The sequence below is a fragment of the Erythrobacter sp. SDW2 genome (assembly GCF_021431965.1).
Classification (GTDB): Bacteria; Pseudomonadota; Alphaproteobacteria; order Sphingomonadales; family Sphingomonadaceae; genus Parerythrobacter.
This window is the reverse complement of record NZ_CP090370.1, coordinates 1,070,093-1,096,462: the sequence shown is the minus strand read 5'-3', so window position 1 is coordinate 1,096,462 and position 26,370 is coordinate 1,070,093. Positions and strand designations below refer to the sequence as shown.

The 26,370-nt window shown below is 64.3% G+C and carries 18 protein-coding genes; 15 read left to right on the top strand and 3 right to left on the bottom strand.

The genetic code is table 11. The features are described 5' to 3' along the window. Position 1: 1 nt before the first annotated feature. Both kbl and LY632_RS05330 read left to right on the top strand, forming a co-directional pair. Positions 2 to 1,180 carry a glycine C-acetyltransferase gene (gene kbl / locus LY632_RS05335; protein ID WP_234092770.1) on the top strand — a complete coding sequence of 393 codons (1,179 nt, stop codon included), beginning with the start codon at positions 2 to 4 and terminating at the stop codon, positions 1,178 to 1,180. 400 nt (positions 1,181 to 1,580) lie between these two features. Continuing rightward, the gene (locus tag LY632_RS05330) at positions 1,581 to 2,579 is read left to right on the top strand and encodes a hypothetical protein (protein ID WP_234092769.1); all 999 of its coding nucleotides are present in this window, start codon (positions 1,581 to 1,583) and stop codon (positions 2,577 to 2,579) included. Positions 2,580 to 2,694: 115 nt separating this feature from the next. Here LY632_RS05330 and LY632_RS05325 read toward each other — a convergent pair whose 3' ends face one another. Together LY632_RS05325 and LY632_RS05320 are read right to left on the bottom strand one after the other, a co-directional pair. Next, complete coding sequence (locus LY632_RS05325) at positions 2,695 to 3,642, bottom strand: NAD(P)H-binding protein (protein ID WP_234092768.1); 948 nt, start codon at positions 3,640 to 3,642, stop codon at positions 2,695 to 2,697. Between the two features lie 46 nt (positions 3,643 to 3,688). Further along, the gene (locus tag LY632_RS05320; RefSeq protein ID WP_234092767.1) at positions 3,689 to 4,267 is read right to left on the bottom strand and encodes a TetR/AcrR family transcriptional regulator; all 579 of its coding nucleotides are present in this window, start codon (positions 4,265 to 4,267) and stop codon (positions 3,689 to 3,691) included. A 66-nt stretch (positions 4,268 to 4,333) separates the two neighbouring features. On the opposite strand from LY632_RS05320, the gene LY632_RS05315 reads away from it, so the two are divergent. The 13 genes from LY632_RS05315 (at position 4,334) to LY632_RS05255 (ending at position 22,905) form a co-directional block, all read left to right on the top strand. Next, the gene (locus LY632_RS05315) at positions 4,334 to 4,687 is read left to right on the top strand and encodes a cytochrome c5 family protein (RefSeq protein WP_234092766.1); all 354 of its coding nucleotides are present in this window, start codon (positions 4,334 to 4,336) and stop codon (positions 4,685 to 4,687) included. Then, positions 4,684 to 6,087: a D-arabinono-1,4-lactone oxidase gene (locus tag LY632_RS05310; RefSeq protein ID WP_234092765.1), complete on the top strand. Its 1,404-nt coding sequence runs from the start codon at positions 4,684 to 4,686 to the stop codon at positions 6,085 to 6,087. Before LY632_RS05315 ends, LY632_RS05310 begins: the two co-directional genes overlap by 4 nt. Next, positions 6,080 to 7,342, top strand: coding sequence for an alanine racemase (locus LY632_RS05305; RefSeq protein WP_234092764.1), 1,263 nt, complete (start codon positions 6,080 to 6,082; stop codon positions 7,340 to 7,342). Before LY632_RS05310 ends, LY632_RS05305 begins: the two co-directional genes overlap by 8 nt. Positions 7,343 to 7,635: 293 nt before the next feature. After that, positions 7,636 to 9,330 (top strand): amidohydrolase family protein, encoded by a 1,695-nt coding sequence (locus LY632_RS05300; protein ID WP_234093144.1) that lies wholly within the window; start codon positions 7,636 to 7,638, stop codon positions 9,328 to 9,330. Between the two features lie 19 nt (positions 9,331 to 9,349). Next, entirely contained in the window at positions 9,350 to 10,471 is a 1,122-nt protein-coding gene (locus LY632_RS05295; protein WP_234092763.1) for an acyl-CoA dehydrogenase family protein, read from the top strand. A gap of 16 nt (positions 10,472 to 10,487) precedes the next feature. Then, on the top strand, positions 10,488 to 11,738 hold the full coding sequence (locus LY632_RS05290) for an acyl-CoA dehydrogenase (RefSeq protein WP_234092762.1): 1,251 nt from the start codon (positions 10,488 to 10,490) through the stop codon (positions 11,736 to 11,738). Positions 11,739 to 12,165: 427 nt separating this feature from the next. Further along, positions 12,166 to 14,286 (top strand): autotransporter assembly complex family protein, encoded by a 2,121-nt coding sequence (locus tag LY632_RS05285; protein WP_370636558.1) that lies wholly within the window; start codon positions 12,166 to 12,168, stop codon positions 14,284 to 14,286. Further along, positions 14,286 to 18,506, top strand: a complete 4,221-nt coding sequence (locus tag LY632_RS05280) for a translocation/assembly module TamB domain-containing protein (protein ID WP_234092760.1) — start codon at positions 14,286 to 14,288, stop codon at positions 18,504 to 18,506. The genes LY632_RS05285 and LY632_RS05280 overlap by 1 nt, the downstream gene beginning before the upstream one ends. Next, on the top strand, positions 18,506 to 18,712 hold the full coding sequence (locus LY632_RS05275; RefSeq protein ID WP_234092759.1) for a hypothetical protein: 207 nt from the start codon (positions 18,506 to 18,508) through the stop codon (positions 18,710 to 18,712). Before LY632_RS05280 ends, LY632_RS05275 begins: the two co-directional genes overlap by 1 nt. A gap of 298 nt (positions 18,713 to 19,010) precedes the next feature. Then, complete coding sequence (locus LY632_RS05270; RefSeq protein ID WP_234092758.1) at positions 19,011 to 19,376, top strand: response regulator transcription factor; 366 nt, start codon at positions 19,011 to 19,013, stop codon at positions 19,374 to 19,376. 59 nt (positions 19,377 to 19,435) lie between these two features. Further along, positions 19,436 to 20,503 (top strand): tetratricopeptide repeat protein, encoded by a 1,068-nt coding sequence (locus LY632_RS05265; protein WP_234092757.1) that lies wholly within the window; start codon positions 19,436 to 19,438, stop codon positions 20,501 to 20,503. Continuing rightward, positions 20,504 to 21,481: a HEAT repeat domain-containing protein gene (locus LY632_RS05260; protein ID WP_234092756.1), complete on the top strand. Its 978-nt coding sequence runs from the start codon at positions 20,504 to 20,506 to the stop codon at positions 21,479 to 21,481. It begins immediately after the preceding gene. After that, positions 21,478 to 22,905: a glycosyltransferase family 2 protein gene (locus LY632_RS05255; protein ID WP_234092755.1), complete on the top strand. Its 1,428-nt coding sequence runs from the start codon at positions 21,478 to 21,480 to the stop codon at positions 22,903 to 22,905. The genes LY632_RS05260 and LY632_RS05255 overlap by 4 nt, the downstream gene beginning before the upstream one ends. Before the next feature lie 14 nt (positions 22,906 to 22,919). Here LY632_RS05255 and LY632_RS05250 read toward each other — a convergent pair whose 3' ends face one another. Continuing rightward, positions 22,920 to 26,000 (bottom strand): ATP-binding protein, encoded by a 3,081-nt coding sequence (locus LY632_RS05250; RefSeq protein WP_234092754.1) that lies wholly within the window; start codon positions 25,998 to 26,000, stop codon positions 22,920 to 22,922. Positions 26,001 to 26,370: the final 370 nt, after the last annotated feature.

Sequence of the window (26,370 nt, the reverse complement as noted above, 5' to 3'; positions counted from 1 at the left end):
AATGTACGGCGACTTCCGGGCCCATCTGCAGGCCGAACTGGACGCGATCGAAGCGCAGAACCTGACCAAGAACGAGCGCCGCATCGCCTCGCAGCAGGATGCGACGGTGACGGTGGACGGGCGCGAGCTGATCAACCTGTGCGCCAACAACTACCTCGGCCTCGCCAACAATCCCGAGATCATGGCGGCGGCGCGCGAGGGGCTGGACGAGCGCGGCTTCGGCATGGCCTCGGTCCGCTTCATCTGCGGCACGCAGGACATCCACAAAGAGCTCGAGGCCGAGCTGTCGGACTTCCTCGGGATGGAAGACACCATCCTCTATCCCAGCTGCTTCGATGCCAACGGGGGTCTGTTCGAGACGCTGCTGGGCGCGGAAGACGCAGTCATTTCCGACGAGCTCAACCACGCCAGCATCATCGACGGCATTCGCCTGTCGAAGGCGCAGCGCTATCGCTACAAGAACAACGACATGGCCGACCTCGAGGAACAGCTCAAGGCGGCCGATGTGGCAGGCGCGCGGTTCAAGCTGATCACCACCGACGGCGTGTTCTCGATGGACGGCCACATCGCCCGGCTCGACGAGGTCTGCGACCTGGCCGAGAAATACGGCGCGCTGGTCCACTTCGACGACTGCCACGCCACCGGCTTCCTCGGCGCGAGCGGGCGCGGGACGCATGAATATCGCGGCTGCATGGACCGGGTGGACATCACCACCGGCACGCTGGGCAAGGCGCTGGGCGGGGCGAGCGGCGGCTATACCTCGGCCAGGAAGGAAGTCGTCGCGCTGCTGCGCCAGCGTTCGCGCCCCTACCTGTTCTCCAACACCGTCGCCCCGCCGGTGGTCGCGGGCGGGCTCAAGGCAATGGAAGTGGTCCGCCGCGGCGAAGCGCGCGAGAAGCTGATGCGCAACACGAAGCGGTTCCGCGAGGGGCTGGAGGCGATCGGCTTCGACCTGATCCCGGGCGAACATCCGATCATCCCGATCATGTTCTACGAAGCCGACAAGGCGGCGCGGTTTGCGCAGGAGGCGATGGCCGAAGGCGTCTATGTGACCGCCTTCTCCTTCCCCGTGGTCCCGCGCGGCAAGGCACGGATCCGCACGCAGATGTCCTCTGCCCTGGACGACAGCGATATCGACACCGCACTGGCAGCGTTCGAGCGAGCGCTGGCGCGGGTTTAGGGGCGATCTTGCACCGGGAAACCGGTGAAAAGTGACGCGAAGCCTGTCCTGAGCTTGTCGAAGGGCTCACACCAAAACCCCATAGCGGCGGGCGGGATTCTCGTGGCTGTAGCGGGGGCTAGGGCCTTGCGCCGCTGTGCTGGTCCTTGTGCAGGGCTGACGATGGGAAAGAGCGACGCTGGCATGAGCGGAAGGTGGCGATGTTGGAAAATCGGGAGCCGGGCTGAGGGGAATCCGGCAGGATAGGGGTACTGACATCCGGATTCTTTTGGCGGACGTCTCCGGCGAAAATTTTACAAATTCCGATCTCGCGCCCCCTTTCTCTTTTGTTGGGCTCTGTTACTCTAGACCATATATCGAATCATGCATCCGTGCCCCGCAAAGCAAGATCAGGTCGCCAATGATCGCGTTACAGGGGGACAGGGTCTTGAGGACATTACTTGGCGCAACTGCGGCCATAGCGCTGCTGGCGAGTGGTTGTGGAGGCGACGGTTCCAGCCCCCCGCCGACCTCCGGCACGCCATCACCCAGCCCCACGCCAAGTCCCACACCGACACCGACACCATCTCCCACCCCCACGCCGACACCCGCGCCGACCAGCACCGACCCGGTGCTAGCCAGCCTTTTGAGCATTTCGCAGTGGAAAGAGCTCTTTGCAGACTCCGCCTCGTATGCCGAACGGGACCTCGTGGAGTACAATGGCGCGCTGTATTTCGCCTTTGCGGCACATGCACCGCATGGAGTTACGCCCGATGCAGACCCTGCTCATTTCGAGCGGCTCGATCTGATTCCCAATCAACGGTTACTCCTGCAGGACGATTTCAGCACCGATGGCGGCCCGCTGGCAGGACGAAGTGTTGGCCCGATCAAGTGGGTCGTGTCCGGTCCTGCCTTCGCCACCGCACTGGTGGATGCTGCGCGCGGTTATGCCACCGCAGATGGCAACGCCTATTTCATGCTGCTCGATATCCCCGGACAGATTTCGGAGTTCACTGCCGATTACTTTCGCGATGCCCCAGCCGGAACCTCGACATTGGCAACCATCTCGCTATCCACCAATAATTTCCTCGGGTCGGGGACCATCATGTGGCACGCCAACTGGTCGGACACGGGCGTAGGCAATGTGCGGATATGGAAGGACGGGCAAGCCAATCTCGATCCCGGGAACCGCTTCTTCTATCGCACCGATGTCAAGCTCTCCGCCGGCAGGGAGTACCGGCTGACTGTTCGCCCCCGCGGTGCGTTTGCGTTCGGCTATGTCGACAGCGCGCTAGCTTTCATCTCGATTGCCGATGACAATCGCATAGCGGCCGAGGCGAAGGCTCTATACGTCCAAAACCATGTGGCGGTGCATGGTGCTGAACAGCATCGATATGTCGAATTGCATGTAGCCAATTAGCGTGACCAATTCCGCGAACGCGACATCAAGTTCTGTTTGAGCTTTGGCCAGCGGTTTGCAGGATCAAACTTTCAAACAATGCGCTGCTGGAACTCGCTGATCCATCCGCAGATGGTTAGCGCTCACTCAGAATCCCCGCATAGTGCTCCCGCAACGTCTCCGAACCCGTCTCCGGCGTTGCGCTCTCGCTATACTCACCGCTCGCGGGGTCCAGCACCAGCATCGACTGGGTGGCGTAGTAGCGCGCGATGCGGGCGTATTCGGCTTTCTCCGCCGCCCAGTGCGAGAGCTTGCCGAGCGCGCCCAGCACGGTTGCTGCCACAGTGAACACCCCCACAGGGACGCTGCGATAGCGGGGTGGCTTGCCCGTCAGTTCGAACAGCATTGCGCCCTGCTCGCGCGGGCTGATGGCCGGGCCGGGGCCGCCGATGGGGAGCACGCGGTTGTGCCGCGCCGGATCGCCCAGGCAGGCGACGATATACCGCGCCAGGTCGCCGTCGCTGATCGGCTTGCACCGGGTCAGCTCGCCATTGCCGAACAGCAGGAAGGGCTTGCCCGCCGCCACCCGCGCCACCTGGCCCGAGAGCGACTTGAAGAAGGCGGTCGGGCGCACGATGGTCCAGGTCAGGCCGCTTGCGCGCAGCTCCTGCTCGAAGGCGAGCTTGGCGTGCTGGAACGCCAGCAGCGGCCGCTGGACGCAGATGGCGGAGAGCAGGATCATGTGCGCCGCGCCATGCCGCCGGGCCGCGTCAAGCACGGCCTTGTTGGCGGCGTAATCGACCTTCCGTGCATTCTCCGCCGTGCCGCTGCGCGAAGCGAGGCAGGAGATGACCGCGTCGAAGCCAGCACCCTCAATGTCACCGGCAAAGGCATCATCCACGCCCCCGGCCGTCACCTCCGCGACACGGACCGCGCAGCCGGGAAAGGCGCTCTCGCCCGGATCGCTGCGCACCACGCAGGTCACGGCATGACCGGCGCGGGCCAGTTCCTGCGCCACGGCCTGCCCGATGGTGCCGCTCGCCCCGAACAGGAGCACGCGCTTGGGATGGTCGGTGGGGCTCATCGCGCAGAACCTAACAGCATTGGCTGCGGCAGCGCTAGGGCTTCGCCTATGGTCGCAGGTCCAGCAAGCCGCGAATGGCGCGGGCGGTGTCACGCATGATGGCGTCGACATCCCGGCCGTCCTCGTCGAACACCAGTTCGACCGCGGCATAGCCAAACTCGACCGCCAGCCGCGCCCGGCGCTCGGCGATGGCCCGATCGAGCGCAGGGTCGCGCACCAGCAGGGCCTCGACCAATTGCGCGGCGACGCTGCGATGCGAGGCGAGCCGCACCTCCGCCAGTTGCGGCACGGCGCGGAGCATGCGCATCACCCACGGCCCGCCCGGGTAGGCCAACGTCACCCGCACATGTTCGACCAGAGAGGCCGCCAGCGCCGCTTCGTCCTGCGCGGGATCGAGCACGACCAGCGCATTCTGCTGCTCCATCAGCCGCTCGCCCAGCGCGGCCAGCAGGTCGTATTTGTCGGTGAAATAGTTGTAGAGCGTCGGCGGGCTGACCCCGGCGCGCTCGGCCACGAGGTTGGTCGAAATCCGCTCCACCCCCAATTCCTCCAGCAGCGCCCCCGCCGCATCGAGCAGCTTCTCATAGGTGGCGATCGCTCGCTGCTGGGTCGGTTTTCGTGCCATGGGATTTGCCGTTGACTCGAAATATAGCGATGACTATAAAACTTCAAGGGAATTCGGAGGAACTCGATGATACGCGGCATCACGCCCTGGCTGGCTCTGGCCTTTGCAGCTTGCGGCGAAACCGAGCCACCCCCCAGGCCGCTGACTGAAGCCGAGAGCGCCGCCCTGGCACCCGCCGATGCGCGCCTTGCCGCACTCTATGACGGGTCGTGCAAGGCCTGCCACACGGTCAAGGACGCGCAGGCCCCGCTGACCGGAGACCGCACCCAATGGGACGCGCGCTGGGCCAAGGGCGAGGATGCGCTTCTGGCCAGCGCGATTGGCGGCATGGGCAATATGCCGGCGGGCGGACAATGCTTCGAATGCACGCCGGAGGATCTCAAGGCGCTGGTGCGCTTCATGGCGGGAAGAGAACAATGACGACACGGCGCAAGGTCCTGCTCGGTTCGGCGGCCGCGATTGCCGTGGGTGCAGGCGGTCTCGCAGGCCGGGTCGCCTGGCGCGACCGCGAACCCGAGGTCCCGCCCCCGCTCGACAAGGACGGCCGCGCGCTGTGGAGCAACTGGTCGGGGCTGGAACATGCCTACCCCGCCCGCCGCGCCGCGCCCGCCGACGAAGCGGAGCTGGCCGCGCTGTTGCCCGCTGCGCCGACCCCGATCCGCCCGGTCGGCGCGGGGCACAGCTTCACCGCCATTGTCCCGACCGAAGGCACGCTGCTCTCGCTCGACCGCCTCAGCGGCATAGCGGGCAGCGATGCGGCGGCCATGACCGCCACCGTCGGTGCCGGGACCAAGCTCTCCGCGCTCGGCCCTGCCCTGGCCGCCATCGGGCAGGAAATGATCAACCTTCCCGATATCGACAAGCAGACGCTCGGCGGAGCGCTGGCGACGGGGACGCATGGGACCGGCAAGGGCGTACCGGCGCTGCATGGCCGGGTCACCGCCATGCGGCTGGTCGCGGCCGATGGCTCGGTGATCGAATGCAACGCGGATCAGCGGCCCGAGGTGTTCAACGCCGCCCGCGTCGGGCTCGGTGCCTTCGGTGTACTGAGCCAGGTGACACTGGAGAACTGGCCGCTGAGCCGGGTCAAGAAGACCGTGCGTGTGGTCGATACCGAGTGGGTCCTGAGCGAATGGCCCGCGCTTGCGGAAAAGCACCGCAACGCCGAATTCCTCGTCCTGCCCTTCACCGGCAAGTCGGCACTGGTGACGCACGACATCACCACCGAGCCGGTCAAGCCGCGCGGCCCCGATACCGACACGGAAGCGCTGATGGAATTGAAGAGCCTGCGCGACATGTTCGAATTCGTGCCCGCGCTGCGGCGGAAATTGGCCGCGCATTTCCTTGACCAGGCCCCGGACGAAGTGGCGGTCGATGAAGGCTGGAAGCTGCTCGCCAATGCGCGGCCCGTGCGGTTCAAGGAGATGGAGTACCACTTGCCCATCGAGCAGCAGGTCGGCGCGCTGCGCGAAATCATCGCCCGCATCGAAAGCGACGCCAAGGACGTGTTCTTCCCCATCGAAGCGCGCATCATCGCGCCTGATGACGCCTGGCTCTCCCCCTTCACCGGGCGCGAAAGCGGCTCCATCGCGGTCCATGCCTATTACAAGGAAGCGCATGACTGGATGTTCCGCCTGATCGAGCCGGTGTTCCGCGAGGCGGGGGGACGTCCGCACTGGGGTAAGCTCCATTCGCTGGGGGCGGCAGAGCTCAAGGCGCTCTACCCGATGTTCGGCGAAGCGATGGCGGTGCGCAAGGCGCTCGACCCGCAAGGGCGGATGCTCAATCCCTTCCTTTCGAAAATCTTCGGCAATGCCTAGGCTGTCACGCCGGGGCCTGCTGATCAGCGGCGGTGTCGTCGCGGTCGCCGGGATAGGCACGATGCTGGCACGGCCAGCGGTGGGAGGCGGAATGCACGATCCCTATTACTCCGCGCTGGCCAAGGCGCTGCGCGAGGCAGGCCTGATGCGGCCCACGCTGGTGATCGACCGCGCGCGGCTCGACGCCAATATCGCCGCCATCCGCCAGAGCACCGATGCGGCCGGCTTGCCACTGCGGGTGGTCGCCAAGTCGCTCCCCTCGCCGCAATTGCTGGCCCATGTCATGCAGGGCATGGGGACCGACCGGATGATGGTGTTCAGCGCGGAGATGCTGCTGCAACTGATCCCGCTCCAGCCCCAAGCCAGTGCCCTGATGGGCAAGCCGCTTCCCGTAAGCGAGTTTGTCCGGGTGACCGAAGCTGTTGGGAGCGAAGCAACCGGCCGAGTCCAGTGGCTGATCGACACGCCGCAGCGGCTGGAAGAATACACAACCGCCGCAAAGGCGCGCGGCGTGCCCTTGCAGGTCAGCTTCGAGATCGATGTCGGGCTGCATCGCGGCGGCTTTGCCGATGCCGCAATGCTGACGGATGTCGCGCGCAAGGCGCAGGCAAACGGCGCCACCATCGCCGGACTGATGGGCTATGACCCGCATGTGCCCAAGATGCCCTCGCCCGACAGCGCTTATGAGGCGTCACAGGGGGCTTACTCGACCGCTATCGCCGCGCTCAAAAACGCGGGTATTGCCGACCCGGGCGCACTGACGCTCAACAGCGCCGGCAGCCCCACCTTCCGCTGGCATTGCCGCAGCACAGTTGCAAACGAGGTCTCCGTCGGCTCGGCTTTCGTCAAGCCGGGCGACTTCGACTATGACGACCTCGGCGACCTTCTTCCGGCTGCCTTCATCGCTACGCCGGTGCTGAAACGCGATGGCGATCTGCAATTGCCCGGCCTCGAGCCGCTGTCCGGCCCGATGCACTGGTTTGATCGCAACACCGAGCGCGGCTTCTTCGTCCATGGCGGGCACTGGCTGGCCAAGCCGGTCTCGCCGCCGGGGCTGCAATATTCCTCTCTGTTCGGCCGCTCCTCCAACCAGGAGCTGCTGACCGGATCGCACAGGATCGACCTCCAGCCGGGCGACACGGTGTTCTACCGCCCCGACCAGAGCGAGGCCCTGTTCCTGCAATTCGGCGATATCGCCGTCTATGACGGCGGAGCGATCCGCGAGCGCTGGCCGACCCTGCCGATCAGCGCCTGAACACTTCCAGCGACCCTCAAGCATACCATTCGAACGGGCTGGGACCCGAGCCCTTCACAATGGCAATCCGGTTTTGTCCTGTCGAGGTTCCGAGCCTGAGGGACGGCTGGTCGACGATGGCGGCAACTTCAGCAGACTTGCCATCGGCAGTGCCGCCATCAATCGGGGCAGAATCCCTTTGCGTCCTAGGCCCGCATGTGAAATCAATTGCGAAAAGGGACCGAAAAAGGTCCAGCGCGGGATGGGAGAGGCGGACTGTGGCACATTACGACCTGATCATACGGGGCGGGACCATGCACGACGGCACAGGTGCTGCGCCGCAGGTCTGCGACATCGCGATCAGCGGCGGGAGCATTGCTGCGGTCGGGCAGATCGACGGGACTGCCGCCGAGATCATCGACGCCGCTGGCAAGATCGTCACCCCCGGCTTCGTCGACGTCCACACCCATTTCGATGGCCAAGTGACGTGGGAGAACCGGCTCTCGCCCTCGTCCGGCCATGGCGTGACCACGGCGGTCATGGGCAATTGCGGCGTCGGCTTCGCACCCTGCCGCCCCGATCAGCGCGATACGCTGGTCAAGCTGATGGAGGGGATCGAGGACATTCCCGAAGTGGTGATGGTCGAAGGCCTGCCCTGGAACTGGGAGACCTTTCCCGAGTACCTCGATGCGCTGGAACAGCGCGAACTCGACATCGATATCGCCACGCAAATCCCGCACTCCGCGCTGCGGGTCTATGTCATGGGCGAGCGTGCCGCCCGCATCGAAGCGCCCACCGCCGAGGACCTTGCCGCCATGCGCAAGCTGGTGGCGGAGGGGATCGAGGCCGGCGCGTTCGGCGTCACCACCTCGCGCAATGTCATGCACCGGACCAAGGCCGGCGACCTTGCGCCCAGCCTCTATTCCGATGTCGATGAATTGTGCGCGCTGGCAGGCGGCCTGACCGATGCCGATGGCGGGGTATTTCAGATCATCCCGGCACCGATGGAACCAGCCGAAGAGGAGTTTCCGATCCTGCGCCAGGTGGCCGAGCAATCCGGCCGGCCGGTGTCCTTCACCCTGCTCGACGTGCCGAACCAGCCGGGCGACGGCTGGCGCTTTCACATGGCGGGGCTGGAGCAGGCCGCCGCCGACGGGCTCACCATCCGTGGCCAGGTCGCGCCGCGACCGGTCGGCATGTTCTTCGGGCTCGACTTGTCGCTGCACCACTTCAGCAGCCATCCGAGCTACAGGGCGATTGCTCACCTCCGCCTGGCCGACCGCGTGGCGACGATGCGCGACCCAGCCTTCCGCGAGAAGTTGCTCGCCGAACAGCCCGAGGATACCAACCCTACCACGCTGGCGCTGATTGCGGCTTTTCGCGGGGCGTACCAGTGGCAGGGCAAGCCGAACTACGAGCCCGACAGGCAGGACCGGGTCGATGCCCGGGCCGAGGCAGCCGGTATCCCGATCGACGAATATGCCTATGACGCGCTGCTGGCGGAGGACGGGCACGCGGTCTTCTACCTGCCAGCCGCCAATTATACCGAGGGAAATCTCAAATCGGTCAGGGAAATGCTCGGCAGCCAGCATACGGTGATGGCGCTGGCCGACGGCGGCGCGCATTATGGCCTGATCTGCGATGCCAGCTTCCCCACCTTCTTCCTGCAGCGCTGGGTGCGCGATGCCGCGCCGGACGAGCGGATCGATCTGGCGGATGCCATTGCCGAACTCACCAGCCGCCCCGCGGCGCTGGTCGGACTGACCGATCGCGGGCGGATAGCGCCGGGCATGAAGGCCGATTTCAACGTGATCGACCTCGACCGGCTGAGGCTGCACGTCCCGACCATCGAATACGACCTGCCCGCAGGCGGCAAGCGCATGCACCAGCGGGCGGAAGGCATTGTTGCGACCGTGGTTTCCGGCAAGGTGACCTATCGCGACGGGGTCCACACGGGGGCGCTGCCCGGACGGCTGGTCCGGCGCCAGAACCTGGCCGTCGCCGCGTGAACGGGGGAGCACAGCAGACATGAATCTCGATTTCTCGGCCGAACAGAACGAATCGCGGCAACAGGTGCGGCGCTTCCTGGAGGATCGCTGCCCGCCCTCGGCAGTCCGCAAGGTCCTCGAAGGCGAGGCGCTATACGACGCCGATCTCTATGCCGGTCTGGCGGAACTGGGCGTGCTCGGCGCGGCGATCCCCGAGGAAAATGGCGGCGTCGGCCTCGGCCATCTGGAGCTGTGTGTCGTGGCGGAGGAACTGGGGCGGGTTCTTGCCCCCGTGCCCGTCGCGTCGTCGATCTATCTTGCCGCCGAGTGTCTGCTGCAGGCCGGCTCCGAAGAACAGAAGTCGGCATGGCTGCCCAGGCTGGCAGCTGGCGAAGCCATTGGCTGTTGGGCGATCAACGAAGGCAGCGGGCGGATGGGTCCGGGCAAAGTTGCCGCGAAGCTGCAAGGCGGCAGGTTGACCGGCACCAAGTCCCCGGTCGCAGATGGTATGATCGCGGACTTTGCTATCGTGCTGGCCAAGGAAGGCGAAGACTTGTCGCTGTGTTTGGTCGATCTCTCCGCAGAAGGCGTCAGCCGCGAAAGCCTCAAGTCGATCGACCCGACACGCGGACAGGCCCGGCTGGTGTTCGGCGGCGCGCCGGCCACTTCGCTCGGCAGTGCAGGCGACGGCTGGCATATAGTGACGCAGGTCATGGACCGGGCCGCCATCCTGATGGGGTTCGAACAACTGGGCGGCGCCGACCGGGCGCTGCAAATGGCGCGCGACTATGCGCTGGAGAGGATGGCCTTCGGGCGCCAGATTGGTTCGTTCCAGGCGATCAAGCACATGCTGGCGGACATGTATGTCTCGGCCACGCTGGCGCGCTCCAACTGCTATTACGGCGCATGGGCCCTGGCCACCAGTGCCGCCGAATTGCCTGTCGCGGCGGCCACTGTCCGCGTTTCGGCGACCAATGCGTTCCAGCATTGCGCCAAGAACAACATCCAGACGCATGGCGGCATGGGGTTCACCTGGGAATTCGACTGCCACCTCTACTACCGCCGCTCCAACGCGCTGGCGTTGGCGCTGGGATCGCTCTCCACCTGGGAAAGCCTGCTCATCGAACGGATGAGCTCAGGCAACCTCGAAGCGGCTGCTTGACCGAAAGGCACGGAACATGAATTTCGACGACACACCGCAAGAAGCCGCCTTCCGCCAGGAAGTGCGCAGCTGGATCGACGCCAATGCGCCCAAGCATCTCGAGGCTGAGCTCAAACGCGCCAGCTTCGGTTCCAACGGGCTGAGCAGTGTTGATCCCGTCCAGGCGGCAAAGGCCTGGCAGAAGACCAAGGCCGAAGGCGGCTGGGCCTGCCTGCACTGGCCCAAGGAGTATGGCGGCGGCGCGCGGACCCCCATCGAGCGGGTGATCTGGGGGCAGGAGGAAGGCGTCTATGGCACGCTATCCGGCCTGTTCATCATCGGCCAGGGCATGTGCGGACCGACGGTGATGGCCTGGGCCAATGAGGAATGGAAAGAAAAGCTGCTGCCGCCGCTGGCGAGCGGGGAGGAGATCTGGTGCCAGCTCTTTTCCGAGCCGGCCAGCGGCTCCGACCTCGCGGGCCTGCGCACCCGTGCGGTCCCGGCCGAGGATGGCTCCGGTGACTGGATCATCAACGGCCAGAAGATCTGGACCAGCGGCGCGCATATCTCCGACTGGGGCCTGCTCATCACCCGCACCGATCCCAATGTGGCCAAGCACAAGGGCCTGACCATGTTCTTCCTGCGAATGGACACGCCGGGGGTGAAGGTCGTGCCGATCAAGCAGGCCAATGGTGCCTCCGGCTTCAACGAGGTCTATTTCTCCGACGTGCGCATCCCCGACTCCCAGCGCCTCGGGCCGGTCGGTGAGGGCTGGAAGGTCTCGCTCACCACGCTGATGAACGAACGGCTTTCCATCGCATCGGGCATGTCGACGGGTTTCCCCGACCTGTTCAAGTTCTGCATGGAAGCAGAGATCGACGGCGAACCGGCGGTCGCCGACCCGGCAGTGCGGTCACGCCTGGCGCAGTTCGCAGTCAAGCAGAGCGGGCTCAAATACACCGGCATGCGCGCCATCTCGGCCCTGTCGAAAGGCGAGACCCCGGGTCCGGAAAACTCGATCGGCAAGCTGGTGGCCGGTTCGACCCTGCAGGAACTGGCGATGTTCGCGCTCGACCTGCAAGGCGAGTCCGGTGCCATCTGGGACGAAGGCAGCCCACAGAACGGCCGCTTCCAGGCGATGCTGATGCGCTCCCCCGCGACTCGCATAGAAGGCGGTTCGGACGAAATCCTGCGCAACATCATCGGCGAACGCGTGCTGGGTCTGCCCGGCGATATCCGGGTCGACAAGGATGTGCCGTTCAAGGATATCCCGACTACAGGCGGCTGATAGGGTCTTCACCGGGCGGAACGCTGCTTCATCCCGATAGCAGGTGCAGCCGCCCGAAACGGCTCATAACGGGGGATCGAAGTCTAGCGCCGATCGTTTGATGACCGAATAGCTTGCGGCCCGGCGCGATCGCGGGCTAGTCTGGTGCCTGATCAATCGGGCGATCGCAGATTACATTCGGTGCGGAGGACGCGACGGGCCCGTGATTTTGCCCTTGGAATTTCAACTCGGCACTACCCGCAAGAAAATGGTGTCAGGTAGCCTTTGGCTCCCTGCCTCTGCCGTGCTCCTGCTCGGGACTGCTTCATCCCTCGCTGCCCAGGCCGTCCCTGCAAGCGAGCAACAGCAAACATCGGGTACTGACACTGCAAACAGCGAATTCGATGTCCCGCAGTCGCCTCCCGGCTTACCCTTGCCGGATGTCGAGGTGGTCATCGACGATGAGGAATTCGACGCGCGGGTGCCTGAACTTTCGCCCCGGGACGACCCCGAACTCGACATGCCGCTCGAATCGATCGAGGAGTTCGAGCGCCGCCTTGCAGCCGAGCAGACCGAAGCAGAACCGCTCGAGGGACAGGAGGCACCACTTGAGATACCCGCTCTTGCCGATGGAGACCCGGTAGAGGAGATCGGTGACGCCCCGATCCGCGATGCGGAGCTTGCCGCCCCCCTGCCGCCGCTGAACGCATTCGAACTCGAGGACGTCGAATTCACCGAACCGGCGAGCGATGACGACGACGCGACGGAAATTCGTTATGAGGTACAGCTCACCGGTCTCGATCCGGCCGACGAGCAGACCCCGACGAACCTGCGCGACTTGTTCTCCGATCTGTCGGCGCTGGGCCTGGAAACCGATAGTGCCGCCAATATGTCCCAGCTCCGCGCAAGACTGATCGACGATTCCGTCCTGCTCCAGCGCATCCTCTCGTCTGAAGGCTGGTACTCGGCCACCGTGCGGACCGAAATCGAGCCGGCCAGCGACGATGGCGATGGCCGCGTCACTGCCAGGATCACTGTTGTCCCTGGTCAACGTTACACATTTGCCGCGATCAATATTCAATCCGGCCCGGTCGTCCCCGAAACGCTGATCCGCGACAGTCTGGCCCTGCAAGCAGGGGAGCCGATTGTCGCTACCCGCGTGCAAGGGGCTGAGGCGCAAGTTGCCGTGGCTCTGCCGCAGAACGGCTACCCCTTCGCCAAGGTGGGCCAGCGGGACATTCTGCTCGACGAGGAAACCGGAGAGGGGGTCTATACGCTCCCGGTCGAACCGGGGCCGCGTTCGCGGTTTGGCGGGTTCCGGACAGAGGGCAATCTCGCCTTCGACGCCGACCACGTCGAGTTGCTGGCACGGTTCGAGCGCGGCGAGCTCTATGACAGTCGGGAAGTTGACGACCTGCGGCAGGCCTTGGTTGTGACCGGATTGTTCACTTCGGTGTCGGTGGTTCCCGAGCAGACCGGCGAAGACGCCGGTGACGGCACCGAATATACAACCATCGTAGTGACCCAGGAGGCAGGCCCGCCCCGCACCATCGCCGCGAGTGCTGGTTATGGCACGGGGCAAGGGTTCCGCATCGAAGGCAGCTGGACGCACCGCAATCTGTTCCCGCCCGAAGGGGCGCTGATCGCCAGCGCTGTCGCCGGGACCGAGGAACAGGGCGTCAGCGTCACCTTCCGCCGCTCCAACGCGGGCAAGCGCGATTTGACCTTTCAGGTCGGGGCCGAACTCCTGCACGCCGACTACGACGCTTACGAAGCCTACACCGGCCGCCTGGCAGCGCTCATCAGTTACGATTCCACACCAATCTGGCAGAAGCCGTTTACCTATGCCTTCGGCGCGCAGATCCTCGCCACCAATGAACAGGTCTACGACGTGGCGCGGAGTCAGCTTGACCGCCGGACATTCTTCATCGGCGGGTTGACAGGACAAATCGGCATCGATCGGAGCGACGATCTGCTCAATCCGACCAAGGGCTTCCGCCTCACGGCACTGCTCGAACCCGAGGGATCGCTGCAGGGCGGTTTCAGCCCCTATGTTCGCGCGCGGCTCGATGGGTCCGCCTATTTCTCGCCGACCAACGCGTTGGTCGTGGCCGGGCGCTTCCGCGTCGGTACGATCCAGGGTGTTGAGCGCGCCGATATCGCGCCTTCGCGACGGTTTTACGCCGGTGGCGGAGGTTCCGTGCGCGGCTTCGGCTACCAGAAACTCGGCCCTCAGGCGCTGCTGGCCAATCCGCGGTTTGACCCGACCGACCCTGACAACACTGCCTCGCCCTTCCTCACCCGGCCCCTTGGCGGCCGCAGCCTGGTCGAAAGTTCGCTGGAACTGCGTTATCGCTTCGGCGATTTTGGCGTGGTCGGCTTCGCCGATGTCGGCCAGGTCTATGGAGAGACAGTGCCCGACTTCTCCGACTTGCGTATCGGGATCGGACTCGGCGGGCGCTATTACACCAATTTCGGACCCTTGAGGGTCGATGTCGCCATGCCGCTCGATCGGCGGACCGGGGAAAGCAGCTTCGCGGTCTATGTCGGCATCGGACAGGCGTTCTGATGGCCGATACCGAACCACCCCTATTGCCACCCGAACGCAAATCACCGCTTGCCCGACGCATCGGGTTCGGCATCGGCGCCGTGTTCGCCATGTTGCTGCTGCTAGTCGGGGCGGCATTGCTGTGGATCGATAGCGATTCCGGGCATCGATACCTTGCCCGGCAGGTGGGCGATCTCCAGTTCGAAAACGGCCTCGAGATCGAAGTCGGGCGGATCGAGGGATCGGTCTACGGCAAGATGACGGTGTATGACCTGACACTGTCGGACCCCAAGGGCACGTTCCTGGTCGTCCCCCGGGCGCAAGTGGATTGGCGACCGTTCGCCTATTTGCGCAGTCATATCGACATCAAGTCTCTGACCGCCGACTTGGCGACACTCCAACGCGTACCGGAGTTTGCCCCCACTCCGCCCAGCGACGAACCGCTGCTGCCCGACCTCGACATCGATATCGGCACCTTGCGGATTGCCCGGCTCGTGGCCGAGCCGGCAGTGGCTGGGCAGAGACAAGTGGTCAGCGTCGGTGGCACCGCCCATATCGCCGACCGTCGCGCCGAGGTGGCCCTCAATGCAGTGAGCATCGCCGGCGGCGGCAATGCCGGTGGCGACCGACTTGCGCTGGTGCTCGATGCGATTCCCGAACAGAACAAGCTCGACCTCGAACTCGATCTCCGCGCTCCGCAGAACGGCGTACTTGCGGCCCTCGCAGGACTGTCCGAGCCCTTGGCCTTGCGCATCAGCGGCAAGGGTGACTGGGCAGCGTGGAACGGGCGCGCGGAGGCCGACTATGGCACCGGCGAACTGGCCCGACTTTCGCTCCAGGCGCGCGACGGGACTTTTTCTGTCGCTGGTCCGACGCAGCTTTCCCGATTGTTCGAAGGCTCCACTGCCGCCCTGCTCGGTTCCGAGACCCTTCTTGATCTCAAAGGCACGCTGGCCGACAGGCGAGTCGACTTGCTCGGGAATGTCACGTCGGACGCATTCCGGCTCAACGCAAAAGGGATGGTCGACCTGTCGAACAACAGTTTCGACGGGCTGCAACTCGGTTTTACCCTGCTGCGCCCCTCGGCAATGGCAGAGAACCTCCAGGGGCGCGGACTGCGTGCCTTGCTCGAACTCGACGGAGCCTTTGCGACGCCCACGGTCGAATACACCATCAACGCCGACCGGCTGGTCCTCGATGACATTGGACTGGAACAGCTGCGGGCCAGCGGCAAGGCGGTGGTCGATGCAGATGCGATCATGATCCCGCTCAAGGCCCAGGTGGCGCGCATCGCCGGGCTCGACACGGTGGCCGGGGGCAGCCTTGCCAATGTCACGCTCGCGGGCGATCTCGCGGTCGATTGGCCACGCATCCTGTCGGATAACATGCGGATCCGTTCCGACCGGATCGATGCCGGGCTAATCCTGCTCGCCGATGCCTCGAAGGGGTTCTACTCTGGCGCGATCGACGGGAAGATCGACCGTTACCGCATTGAAAGCGTCGGCATATTCAACATCGAAACCGATGCCGATCTCGAGCGATCAGGCGAGTCCGGATTTGCCCTTGCCGGCAAGTTGCGCGCCCGTTCGACCAGCCTGTTCAGCGAAGGTGTGCGCGCCTTCCTCGGCGGCAATCTCGTGGCCGCGGGCGATGTCCGCTACGGCACCGACGGGATATTTCGCTTTTCCAACCTTCGCCTGACCGCCCCTGATGTCAGGGTCACCGGCGGCAGCGGCACCTATGCACCCGATGGCACGCTCGCCCTTGCAGCCAGTGGCGTAACCGACCGATACGGGCCGGTCGGGGTGCGGCTGGCCGGAACGATGGACGATATCCGCGCCACCGTGACAGCCGCACGCCCCGGTCTGGGTATCGGCCTCGCCGATCTGGAGGCAGATGTCGTGACCGCGCCCGGCGGCTATCGCCTGGATGCACGCGGGCAGACCGACTACGGCCCCCTGACCGCCGATGTCTCGCTGGGAATGGGCAAGCAGCTTACGCTGGGTATCAACAGCGCTGACCTCGCCGGCATCGCCTTCTCCGGTTCGCTGGTCCAGACTGCGGCGGGCCCCTTCAAGGGCCAGTTGGTCGCGGACGGGCGCGGGGTCAGCGGGTTGGCCCGGCTCGATGCCAGCGGCAAGTACCAAGAAGCACTGGTCAACCTGCGTGCGCAGAACACCGTCCTGCCCGGCCCCGCGCAGCTCTCGGTCGGCTCCGCAATCGTTGATGCGCGGGTTATCCTGTTCGACCAGCCTCAGGTGATCGCTGACGCGCAGATCAACCGCACCAGCTTCAACGGCACGAACATCAATGCGGCACGGGCCAAGATCGATTATCGCGGCGGCAGGGGCAAGGCGCAGCTGGTTGCCGAGGGGGTGCGCGGCGTCCCGTTCCGTATTGCTGCCAACGCCGAGCTTCAGCCCGAACTCTGGCGCGTGGCATTAACCGGCCGGGTTCGCGGGATCGACTTCAGGACCACTAGTCCGGCTCGGATCATTCCTGGCACCGATGGCTATGAACTGCTGCCGACCAAGGTCGACTTCGGGCGCGGCAGTGCGCGGATCGCCGGCACCTATGGCGAGGGCCTCAAGATCCAGAGCCGCCTCGACGCGCTCGATCTCGGCATTGCCAATGCCTTCTACCCCTCGCTTGGCGTCAACGGCCGGGCGAGCGGCAGCCTCGACTTCGAGCAGCCAAGTTCGAACGCCTTCCCGCGCGCGGACGCGAGGCTTTCCATCTCCCGCTTCACCCGAACCACTTCGGCGTCGGTCAGCCAGCCGGTCGATGTCAATTTCGTCGGCAAGCTGCTGCCCGACGGGGGCGAGGCACGTGCCGTGCTGCGCCAGCGCGGAGCAGTGATCGGGCGCATGGTCGCCTCGCTGCGCCCGCTTCCGCCGGGCACCGGCACCTGGACCAATCGCCTGCTTTCCGCACCGCTCGGCGGAGGTATCCGCTACAACGGCCCGGCTGATACGCTGTTCTCCTTTACAGGCCTCGGCGACCAGAGCCTGGCCGGATCGATCGGCATGGCAGCCGATTTCTCCGGCCGAGTGGCGCAACCCCAACTCGCCGGCATCGTTCGCGGCAAGGACCTCACCTACGAGTACCAGGCCTATGGCACCCGGCTCACCGGCATGACGCTGGTCGGCAGGTTCGAAGGGGCGCGGCTGGAGATAGAGCGGCTGACCGCTGCTGCGGGCAGTGGCACTGTCAGCGCAACGGGTTACGCCAGCCTCGCTGCGGCCGAGGGCTATCCGATGAACATCGCCATCGAGATGAAGAACGCGCGCCTGTCGCGAAGCGGTGCGCTTGCCATGTCAGCCACCGGGAACGCGCGTCTGACGAAGACAGCGGGCCAGACCGCCCTGCTGTCAGGTACCATTGCGATGCCCGAAGCACGCTACCAGCTGACCCGCCAAGGCGCGGCGGAAGTGCCCGAACTTTCGGGTGTCCGCTTCAAGCCTCCGCGCGGGCCGGCGCGCATTACCGGAAACGAACCGGCCGAACCTTCCGCGGGGTTGCTTGCCCTGGTCAGGCTCGATCTCGACGTCAAAGCCAACGACCAGCTCTATGTGTCTGGTATGGGGCTTGAGTCCGAATGGCGGGCCGACCTGAAGATCACCGGCACAAGCGCCGAGCCGCGCATTGTGGGTCCCGTCCAGCTGATCCGCGGCACGCTCGATTTCGCCGGGCGCTCGTTCGAACTTACCGAGGGGCGGATCGGCTTTACCGGCGGCAAGACCTTCGATCCCACCATCACGCTGGTCGCGGCGGAAACCATCGAGGATGTCCGCGTCAACGTCACCGTCACCGGCCGGGCCTTCGATCCCCGGATTGCCTTCACCAGCGTCCCCGGCCTGCCGCAGGACGAAATCCTCGCCCGAATCCTGTTCGGCAGCTCGATCGGCAATCTTTCCACCATCCAGGCAGTGCAACTGGCTGCATCGCTCAATTCGCTGCGTGGCACCGGCGGCGGGCTGGACCCGCTCGGCAGGCTGCGCTCGGCCACAGGGATCGACCGGCTGCGGATCCTGGGTGCCGATGAGACCGAAGGGCGCGGCACGGCGCTTGCGGCCGGGCAGTACATCACCGATGACATCTACATCGAATTCATCACCGACGCCCGTGGCTACACGGCCACCCAGCTCGAGATCAGCCTAACCCCCGCGCTCTCCATCCTCAGCCAGACAGGCGGATCGGGCCAGACCGATATCAATGTGCAGTACCGGAAAAACTACTGATGCGACGCATGCTCATCTTCCTGGCGTTCCTGGTCATGGCAGCCTGCAAGGGAGAGCCTAGCTTCGACGAGCGCTATCAGGAAACGACCGAGGAGATAGGAAACAGGGCCGCGGAACTGGATGAGGAGCTCGAGAAGTTGCCCGATACCGATGCGACGGGAAGCCAGCCACGCTGCGAAAAGGACCCTGTCGTTTCCTGCTCCTGACTTTGCTATCAGGATAACCGCAACTCGTCTGAGTGCGAGAGAGCCAGCGTTGCGCGATCTTATGCCAACCATCCACCGCGAGTTGGGCGATGCGCCGCAGGATGGCAGACCGTCGATGAGGAAGGCGCCCGGTGTCCCATGCCGCTTCAGCACGTGAGATGTCCCGCCAGTAATCGATTGGCCCCCTTCGGCGAGCGCGTCCATTTGCTTTGACAGTCCCTAGCCGCCGTTTTCGTCGGCCCTGTTTAGTCAACATTAACCATGGGTTGATAGAAATTCGCCATTGCCGGAGGTCGCCGTGGCTCGGATTCTCATTGCTGACGATGATGTCATTCTGACGGAAATGCTCCGCTTCAGGCTCGAAGCGCTGCGGCATGAAGTCATCATCGCGCCCGATGGAATGGCCGCTATCGAGGCCCTGGAAAAGGAACCGGTCGATCTCGTGGTCCTCGATTCCATGATGCCCGTGGTCGCAGGTCCGGAGGTGCTCGCCCGGATCAAATCCGATCCGGCCACAGCGCAAATCCCGGTTGTGATGTTGACCGCCCGCAAGAGCGAAAGCGATGTTCTCGCCGCGCTGAAGGGGGGTGTGGACGAGTATCTCACCAAACCCTTCATCCCGCAGGAACTGCTGTTTCGCATAGCCAAGTTGCTCGGGCGATGAGGTCGCGGATCAGCCTGTCGCTTGCGCTGCTTGCAAGTATCGCCGGGTCAGCCCCGGCCATGGCACAGGACGTTGCTGCGGCAGAAGACATCGCAGCCGCCCAGTCGGCTTTCGCTTCAGGTGATTTCGATCGCGCCAAGGTAATCCTGCAGGAGCTGTTGTTGGCCTCGCCCAAGGATGCCGACCTCTGGCGCCGGTTGGCTGCGGTCGAGGCGGCCGCAGGCGATCTTCTCGCTGCCCAGCAAACAATCGACCGGGCGTTGCAGCTGGCACCGGATGACCCGGACGTCCAGCTTGGACGAGCCAATATCCTGCTGTGGCGTGGCAAACTCACGGAAGCGCAAGCCCAAGCAGCAGTGGTCGCGCAGAAACGGCCGGATTATCCCGGATTGGCTGAATTTGCCGCGGCCGCCGCGGCGCGAGACGCCTCGCGACAACTGCGCATTCGCTCTGTTTCGGCGGGCACAACCGTTTCCCGAGCCGACTTTTCCCTGGCCGAAGGGGTCACCTGGACCGCGCAGCAGGCGGCACTCGGTGTCGGTTGGGGAGAGAACAGCCGCGCGACCTTGGAAATCGAGCGCGAGGATCGCGGCCTGATCGACACGCGCGTTGCGGGGCGACTGGATTTTGCGGCGGGCCCGCACCGGGTCTTCCTGACGGGGAGTATCACCCCGGACGCCGATTTTCGCGAGAGCTGGAGCCTGGGCACCGGTGCCGAAGTTGGTCTGACCGATGGAACCGAGCTGCTTCTCGGCCTGCGCTACGCCGATTATCGCTTCGATGACGTCGCGATCGTTCGCCTCGGTCTTCGACAGCGAGTGACACCTTGGCTGTCCGTTACCGGGGAGACGATCCAACTGTTTGGCGGCGGTGAAGATTACCGCTTGGGCGGCTCCCTGCGTGCCGACCTGTCGCCGATCAACGCACCTTCGTTTTTCATCATTGCGGCAAGCTATCCCGATGCCGAAGTTGACGGCACCCGCCAGTTGCGCTCGCTCGCTGCAGGGACCGCAATCCCGCTCGGCGACGGATTCTCGCTTCGGTTGGCAGGGGAATACGAGGACCGCAAGGACAGCTACGAACGGGTCGGTGCCAACATCGGACTTGTCTGGTCGTTCGGTGGCTGAATGGATCCGGTTGCCCTCATCATCGAAGCGACCGCAATCAGTGCGACTGCGATCATCGTGTTCTTCATCGCGCTGCTCTATCGCCGCTGGCGCCTCGAACGGATCGAGGCGCGTCATCGCGTGATGCTGGCAGCAATCACGCGAAGTTATCTGCAGCGCGTTTCAGGCCAGCCGGTGTCCACCGAGGGCAGTTGGCCGGTAAAGGTGAAGCTGGCGGCCGTCAGCCACTTGCACCTCCTCTTGCGCGGGGGAGAACGCGATCGCCTCATGCAGATGGCGGAGCTCGACGGCTTGCTGGAAGCAACCATCCGCCAGTCGAAACGGATCCGGGCAGCACAGCGGATCGAAGCAGTGAGGATGCTCCAGCAGTTCGGCAGCGAGGCGTGCATTGCCCGATTGCGGCAGATGCTGGTCAAGGATCCCAATGCAACGGTGCAAATGGAAGCAGCCTTCGCATTGGCCTCGATGCGGGCATTGCCGCCGCCAAGAGAGTTGATCCGCATTCTCGGCATGTTCGATCGCAAGCCGACCAAGCTTGACCAGGCATTGCTGCGGGCATGTGCCGAAATGTATTGCGATCATCTCTTGCAAATCCTCGACGACCCGATGCCGCACTGGCGGCGGGCGGGGATCGTGGAGGCACTCGGCTGGGCCGACAATCCCGACGTCCTCGCCGTCCTTGCCCGTGCTGCCGCCACAGACAGTCCGGAACTTCGCAGCGCAGCCTTGCGCGCGGCAGCGAAGATTGGTCATCCCTCCGTCGCGCACTGGGTCATCGAGCTTCTGGACGATCCGACACCGTTCGTGAGGGTTCAGGCAGCCAATTGCTGCGCCTCGCTGGGACTGTCTGACGCCGTCCCGAAGCTGGAGGAATTGCTGGGCGATCCGGAACTGTGGGTCCGCCTGCGGGCCGAGCACGCGCTCGACGTGCTGGTCCGGCATTACCCCAGCGACGAAACATTCGGGGAAGTCGCGTGAACTGGGAAGTCGTCCGAGCAGCCCTGGCAGATGGCATCCTCGCGCTGGCGCTGGTCTGTCTGGCCGTGGTCATTGCCCGGAACGCGGTGAGCGTGATCCAGCTCATTCTCGCCGCGTGGCATTTCGCCACCCGCATCAGGCCGGGCAAGAGCGCTGCCGAGCTGTGGCACCGCTACGGCGACCTGACCCTGCCGGTCAGCGTCATTGCGCCCGCCTACAACGAGGAACTGACGATTGTCGACAGCGTCAAGGCGCTGCTTGCGCTGGAATATCCGCATCACGAGGTGATAGTCGTCAACGACGGCTCGAAGGACGATACGGTCGGGGCACTGATAAACGGTTTCGACCTGTTCGAATGCGAGCGCGAGCAGATTGCCGTGCTGCAGCATACCAGGGTGCTGCGAACATTCCGCTCGCGCAAGTTCCCCAACCTGTTGGTGGTGGACAAGGAGAACGGCCGCAAGGCCGATGCGGTCAACACCGGGATCGGCTTTGCCAGGACACCGCTCGTTTGCGTCATCGACGCGGATTCGATCATCGAACCCGACGGGCTGCTCCGTGCCGCCGAGCCCTTCATGAACGATGATGGTCGCCTGATGGCGGTCGGAGGGACAATCCGCATCGCCAATGGTTGCACGATCGAAGGCGGTGCCCTGCGCGAGATCGGCGTGACCCGCGAATGGGTGCCGCGGTTCCAGATCGTGGAATATCTGCGCGCCTTCCTGACCGCGCGCGTCGCCAATGCCAGCATCGATACGCTGCTGCTGATTTCGGGAGCATTCGGCATGTTCCGGCGGTCGGTATTGCTGGAAATCGGGGGCTATCGTCATGACACCGTAGGCGAGGATCTGGAAGTGGTGGTTCGCATTCACCGCTACATGCGCGAGAAGGGCGAAGACTACGCGGTCAAATTCGTGCCGGACATCGTTTGTTGGACCGAAGCGCCGGTCAATCTGGCCGGACTGAAGAACCAACGGGCGCGGTGGCAGCAGGGGGCGCTGGAAACATTGGCGGCCCATCGGCGGATGATTTTCAACCCGCGCTATGGCCGCATCGGCCTCGTCGGCATGCCACAGCTGGTCCTGGAGGACGTCATCGGGCCACCGGCGGAGCTGCTGGGTTATCTGGTGGTGCCCGCTGCGGCGCTGCTGGGTGTGCTCGATCCGCTCATCGCGCTTGCCTTCCTGTGCCTGACGGTCCTCTTCGGGACAGCAATCAGTTTCGGCACTCTGGCGCTCGAAGAAGTACAACTTCGTCGCGCCCCCAGCGCTCGCGACCTCGCCAGGATCGGTGCCGCAGCCTTCATCGAGAACTTCGGCTTCAGGCAGATCAACCTGCTTTACCGGGTGCGCGGTATCCGCAGCTTCCTGAAGAAGGAGACCGCATGGGCGGCGGTCCCGCGGGTCGGATTTGCCAGCCGCTGAACCGCTAAGCGGGGTTACTTTGCCAAGCGGTCGCGCAGTAAGCCCAGTAGCTTTCTCACCTTACCGGCCTCTCCGGTCTCGATAGCGGTCTCTGCTTCGAGACAATCCTCTCCCAGTTCCGATTCTCCGAAGAATGCCGCTACTCCAGCGATCTGGTGGAGCGCCGACGCCAATTCCAATCGTGCTTCATCGTCGAGGTCGATAGCGCCAAGTGACCTTTCGATCAGGGTGAGCGCGTGGTGCTTTCGTTCAGCGAACATGGCGATGAGCCGCGGGTCTTGTTCCTGCTCGACGGTGTCAGGGTCGAGCTTCGTCGGTTGACCCAGCCAGGCGCTAAGCTTTGCAGTCAAGTCTCTCATCCGCAAGGGCTTGGCGATATGCCCCTGCATCCCTGCCGCGCGGCACGCAGCGATGTCCTCGGCATAGGCATTGGCCGTCAGTGCCAGTATCGGCAGTTCGCGCTCGTCGATCCCGGCGAGACGAACGGCGCGGGTCGCTTGTAGTCCGTCCATTCGCGGCATCTGCATGTCCATCAACACCGCATCGAAGCCTTGGCCCGCGGCACGGCGTTCGAGGATCAGGTCTACGGCAGCCTGGCCGTCCGCAACGACCTCGGCCTCGTAACCCGCCTTGGCCAGCATCGTCGTCGTAAGCTCCTGATTGATCGCATTGTCCTCGGCGACAAGAATGCGGCCGGTTCCGGGAATGAAAGTCGCAGGATCTCCGACCCTTGTGGTGGGCGCTTCGGCGGGAGGATCGCAAGCTGTCAGTGGCAAGGTTAGCGTGAAAGTCGAACCCGAACCCGGTTTACTTGCGGCGGTGAGAGTGCCTCCCATCATGGTGGCGAGCTGGGCACAAATCGGCAGGCCCAAACCGGTCCCGCCGTATCGCCGGGCAATCGTATCGTCGGCCTGCGTGAACATGCCGAAAATGTGCTGGATCTTGTCTCCGTCGATGCCGATCCCGGTATCGGCGACGGAGATGGCAAGCTCCTTGCCGTGATTGTCGGCACTGGCACGAACCATCACTGCGCCGTGGTCGGTGAATTTGAGCGCATTGCCGACCAGATTGAGAACGATCTGCCGCAGTCGCAGTGCATCCAGCTCGACCCAGTCGGGGACGTCGGGGTCCACTTCCAGCGAAAGCAAAAGTCCCTTCTGCGCGGCCACCGGCTCCATCAGCCGGATCGCACTCTTGAGCTTGTGACGCAGGTCGGTCGCTTCTGGCGCGATCGTCATCTGGCCGGATTCGATCTTCGCAAAGTCGAGCAGATCGTTGAGCAGGCGCAGCATCGCTCGACCAGACTCCGCAATCATTTCAAGATTATGCCGCTGATCCGGATCGAGTTCGCCGGCAAGAGCCACTTCGGTAAAGCCGATCACACCGTTCATCGGCGTGCGGATTTCATGGCTCATATTGGCAAGGAAGGTGGATTTCGCCGCTGCGGCCACCTCGGCAGCTTCTTTTGCTTCGACCAATTGCGCCTCAAGCCGCTTCGTCTCGTTGACGTTGCGTAGCGACGCGATGATCTCGCGCGGTTCGCCGGTGAAGGGGTCGCGCAACAGGCCACAGTTCGCTTCGAGCCAGTTATAGGTTCCCGCCTCGACCAGGCTGGCGGAACGGAACGACAGCCGGGCTCTGTCGATCTCGCCGCTCCTCAGGAGCGCAAACTGCTCCTCAACTCTTCTCTCGTCGTCGGGGTGAAAGCCGGTAATGAACTGGTTGCCGACAAACAGGCGAGGATCGATCCCGAATACATCGCGCGAAGAAGGCGAAGCGTAGCGACAAATCCCGTTCAGATCGAGCCGCAAGACGGCATCTGTTGCGTTGTCGGCGAGCAGGGCAAGCTGTTCCCGGCTATGCGCAAGTTCCTTTTGCTGGCGAAGCGCTTCTGTGACGTCGCTGGCCGTCCCGATGGCGCCGACGAATGCCCCGGCCGCATCGAACTGACCGACAATGTCGACCTCCAGATGGACTGTTTCGCCGCCGTCGGTTACCAGGTCCAGCAGGCAACGCCGGTGCCCTGACGGACTGTTCTCGACTTCCGCCTTGAAGGCAGCGAAGTCAGCGGTGTCTTCCGCTGCGATCGTCCCGAAGGCCAAGCGCCCGATCTGGTCTTCCGCGCTTTCCCCGGTGATCTCGGTCCAGCGGCGGTTGAGATAGGTCCAGCGCCACTCCCGGTCGACGCGAAAGACCGCCTCGCTGATGCCTTCGAGGATGGAGCTGACAAAATCGCGGCTCTCCTTGAGTTCTTTCCTTATCTCAGACCTGTTGGCGAGAGTGGTGGCAACCGGCAGGCCAATGGCGAGACAGGAGGCAAGAAACGCCTGCATTGCGACAACCTCTTCGCGGGTGCCGCCCTGCACCAGCGTGATGGGACCGGAACCAAGCAGTGTCGCGATGGAAGCAGCGAGCGCGAAAACCGCGACCACGATCGCGGTGCCGAGCTTTCCCGTCATGAAAGCGGCCAGCACCACCACCGGAGCGGCCAGGAACAGGAAGGGGTAGGTGGACTGGGCAAAGATCGCCGGCACCGCCACGGCAAGCGCCAGCAACACAGCGAGCCAGCGTTTCGACGTCCACAGACCGGTGAGAGACGGTTGCTTGGCCTCTCTCCTGATGATCAGTGCCATGGAGCCGAAAATCGGAATGGCGAGGCTGTGGGCAGCCATCCACCGGACCAGTGTCGACAAAGGTTCCGCATCCGTGAAGCCGTGCAACAGAGCAGTCACTCCGATCCCGGGCACCACCGGCGCAATGACGCTCACGATGACGAGCAGTCCGATGTCCCTGAGCGAGCCGAAATTGCTGTCGGAACCCACGAGCCGGTCAAGCAGGTAAAGCACGGCCATGATTTCCACGGCGTTGGCCAAGCTCAACCCAATCGCTACCGGCCAGACGTCGCCAACAGCCAGGTTAACCCCGATGCTGACGACGGAGCACAGCACGACAACGATTACCCTGGACCGGAGGTTGCTTCCAAGCAGCAGGCCGATGAGGACAGCGTTGCCGATCCAGAACGCGGCAATTCGACCGGAAGAGATCGTTAACTGGATCGAGGCGTAGGCCAGCAGTCCGTATCCTGCTGCCAGCAAGAGGGCTAGGGCGGGGCTGATGCCCGCTTTCTGGGCCCCTGCATTCTCCGGCTCGGAAGATATCGGAATTGGCATCGACCACTCATTGCAGAATCAACGGGATTTTCCAATCATGAGGACCCGATGGCGGGTCGGAAGCGGGGCAATTCGCTGCGCGCCCCTCGACTTTGGGCAAACGCGCACCGGCATTGCGTCGAAGGCTGCTCTCGGGGGCACGATCGGCGGTTGTTGCAAGGAAGGGACGCCGAAATGAGAGGAAAGCCCTGCTTGTCGACATTGCCCAATTCGGTCATTGATGCGCTGCAGGGGCGCGGATCGTGTGGAGGCGTGGGCTCTGGCAAGCCTTCGTGCTTCAGAGGCTCCTTCGCAA

Coding starts and splice junctions, on each gene's coding strand:
- kbl (WP_234092770.1), top strand. CDS start 2: ATGTACGGCGACTTCCGGGCCCATCTGCAGGCCGAACTGGACGCGATC.
- LY632_RS05330 (WP_234092769.1), top strand. CDS start 1,581: ATGATCGCGTTACAGGGGGACAGGGTCTTGAGGACATTACTTGGCGCA.
- LY632_RS05325 (WP_234092768.1), bottom strand. CDS start 3,642: ATGAGCCCCACCGACCATCCCAAGCGCGTGCTCCTGTTCGGGGCGAGC.
- LY632_RS05320 (WP_234092767.1), bottom strand. CDS start 4,267: ATGGCACGAAAACCGACCCAGCAGCGAGCGATCGCCACCTATGAGAAG.
- LY632_RS05315 (WP_234092766.1), top strand. CDS start 4,334: ATGATACGCGGCATCACGCCCTGGCTGGCTCTGGCCTTTGCAGCTTGC.
- LY632_RS05310 (WP_234092765.1), top strand. CDS start 4,684: ATGACGACACGGCGCAAGGTCCTGCTCGGTTCGGCGGCCGCGATTGCC.
- LY632_RS05305 (WP_234092764.1), top strand. CDS start 6,080: ATGCCTAGGCTGTCACGCCGGGGCCTGCTGATCAGCGGCGGTGTCGTC.
- LY632_RS05300 (WP_234093144.1), top strand. CDS start 7,636: ATGCACGACGGCACAGGTGCTGCGCCGCAGGTCTGCGACATCGCGATC.
- LY632_RS05295 (WP_234092763.1), top strand. CDS start 9,350: ATGAATCTCGATTTCTCGGCCGAACAGAACGAATCGCGGCAACAGGTG.
- LY632_RS05290 (WP_234092762.1), top strand. CDS start 10,488: ATGAATTTCGACGACACACCGCAAGAAGCCGCCTTCCGCCAGGAAGTG.
- LY632_RS05280 (WP_234092760.1), top strand. CDS start 14,286: ATGGCCGATACCGAACCACCCCTATTGCCACCCGAACGCAAATCACCG.
- LY632_RS05275 (WP_234092759.1), top strand. CDS start 18,506: ATGCGACGCATGCTCATCTTCCTGGCGTTCCTGGTCATGGCAGCCTGC.
- LY632_RS05265 (WP_234092757.1), top strand. CDS start 19,436: ATGGCACAGGACGTTGCTGCGGCAGAAGACATCGCAGCCGCCCAGTCG.
- LY632_RS05260 (WP_234092756.1), top strand. CDS start 20,504: ATGGATCCGGTTGCCCTCATCATCGAAGCGACCGCAATCAGTGCGACT.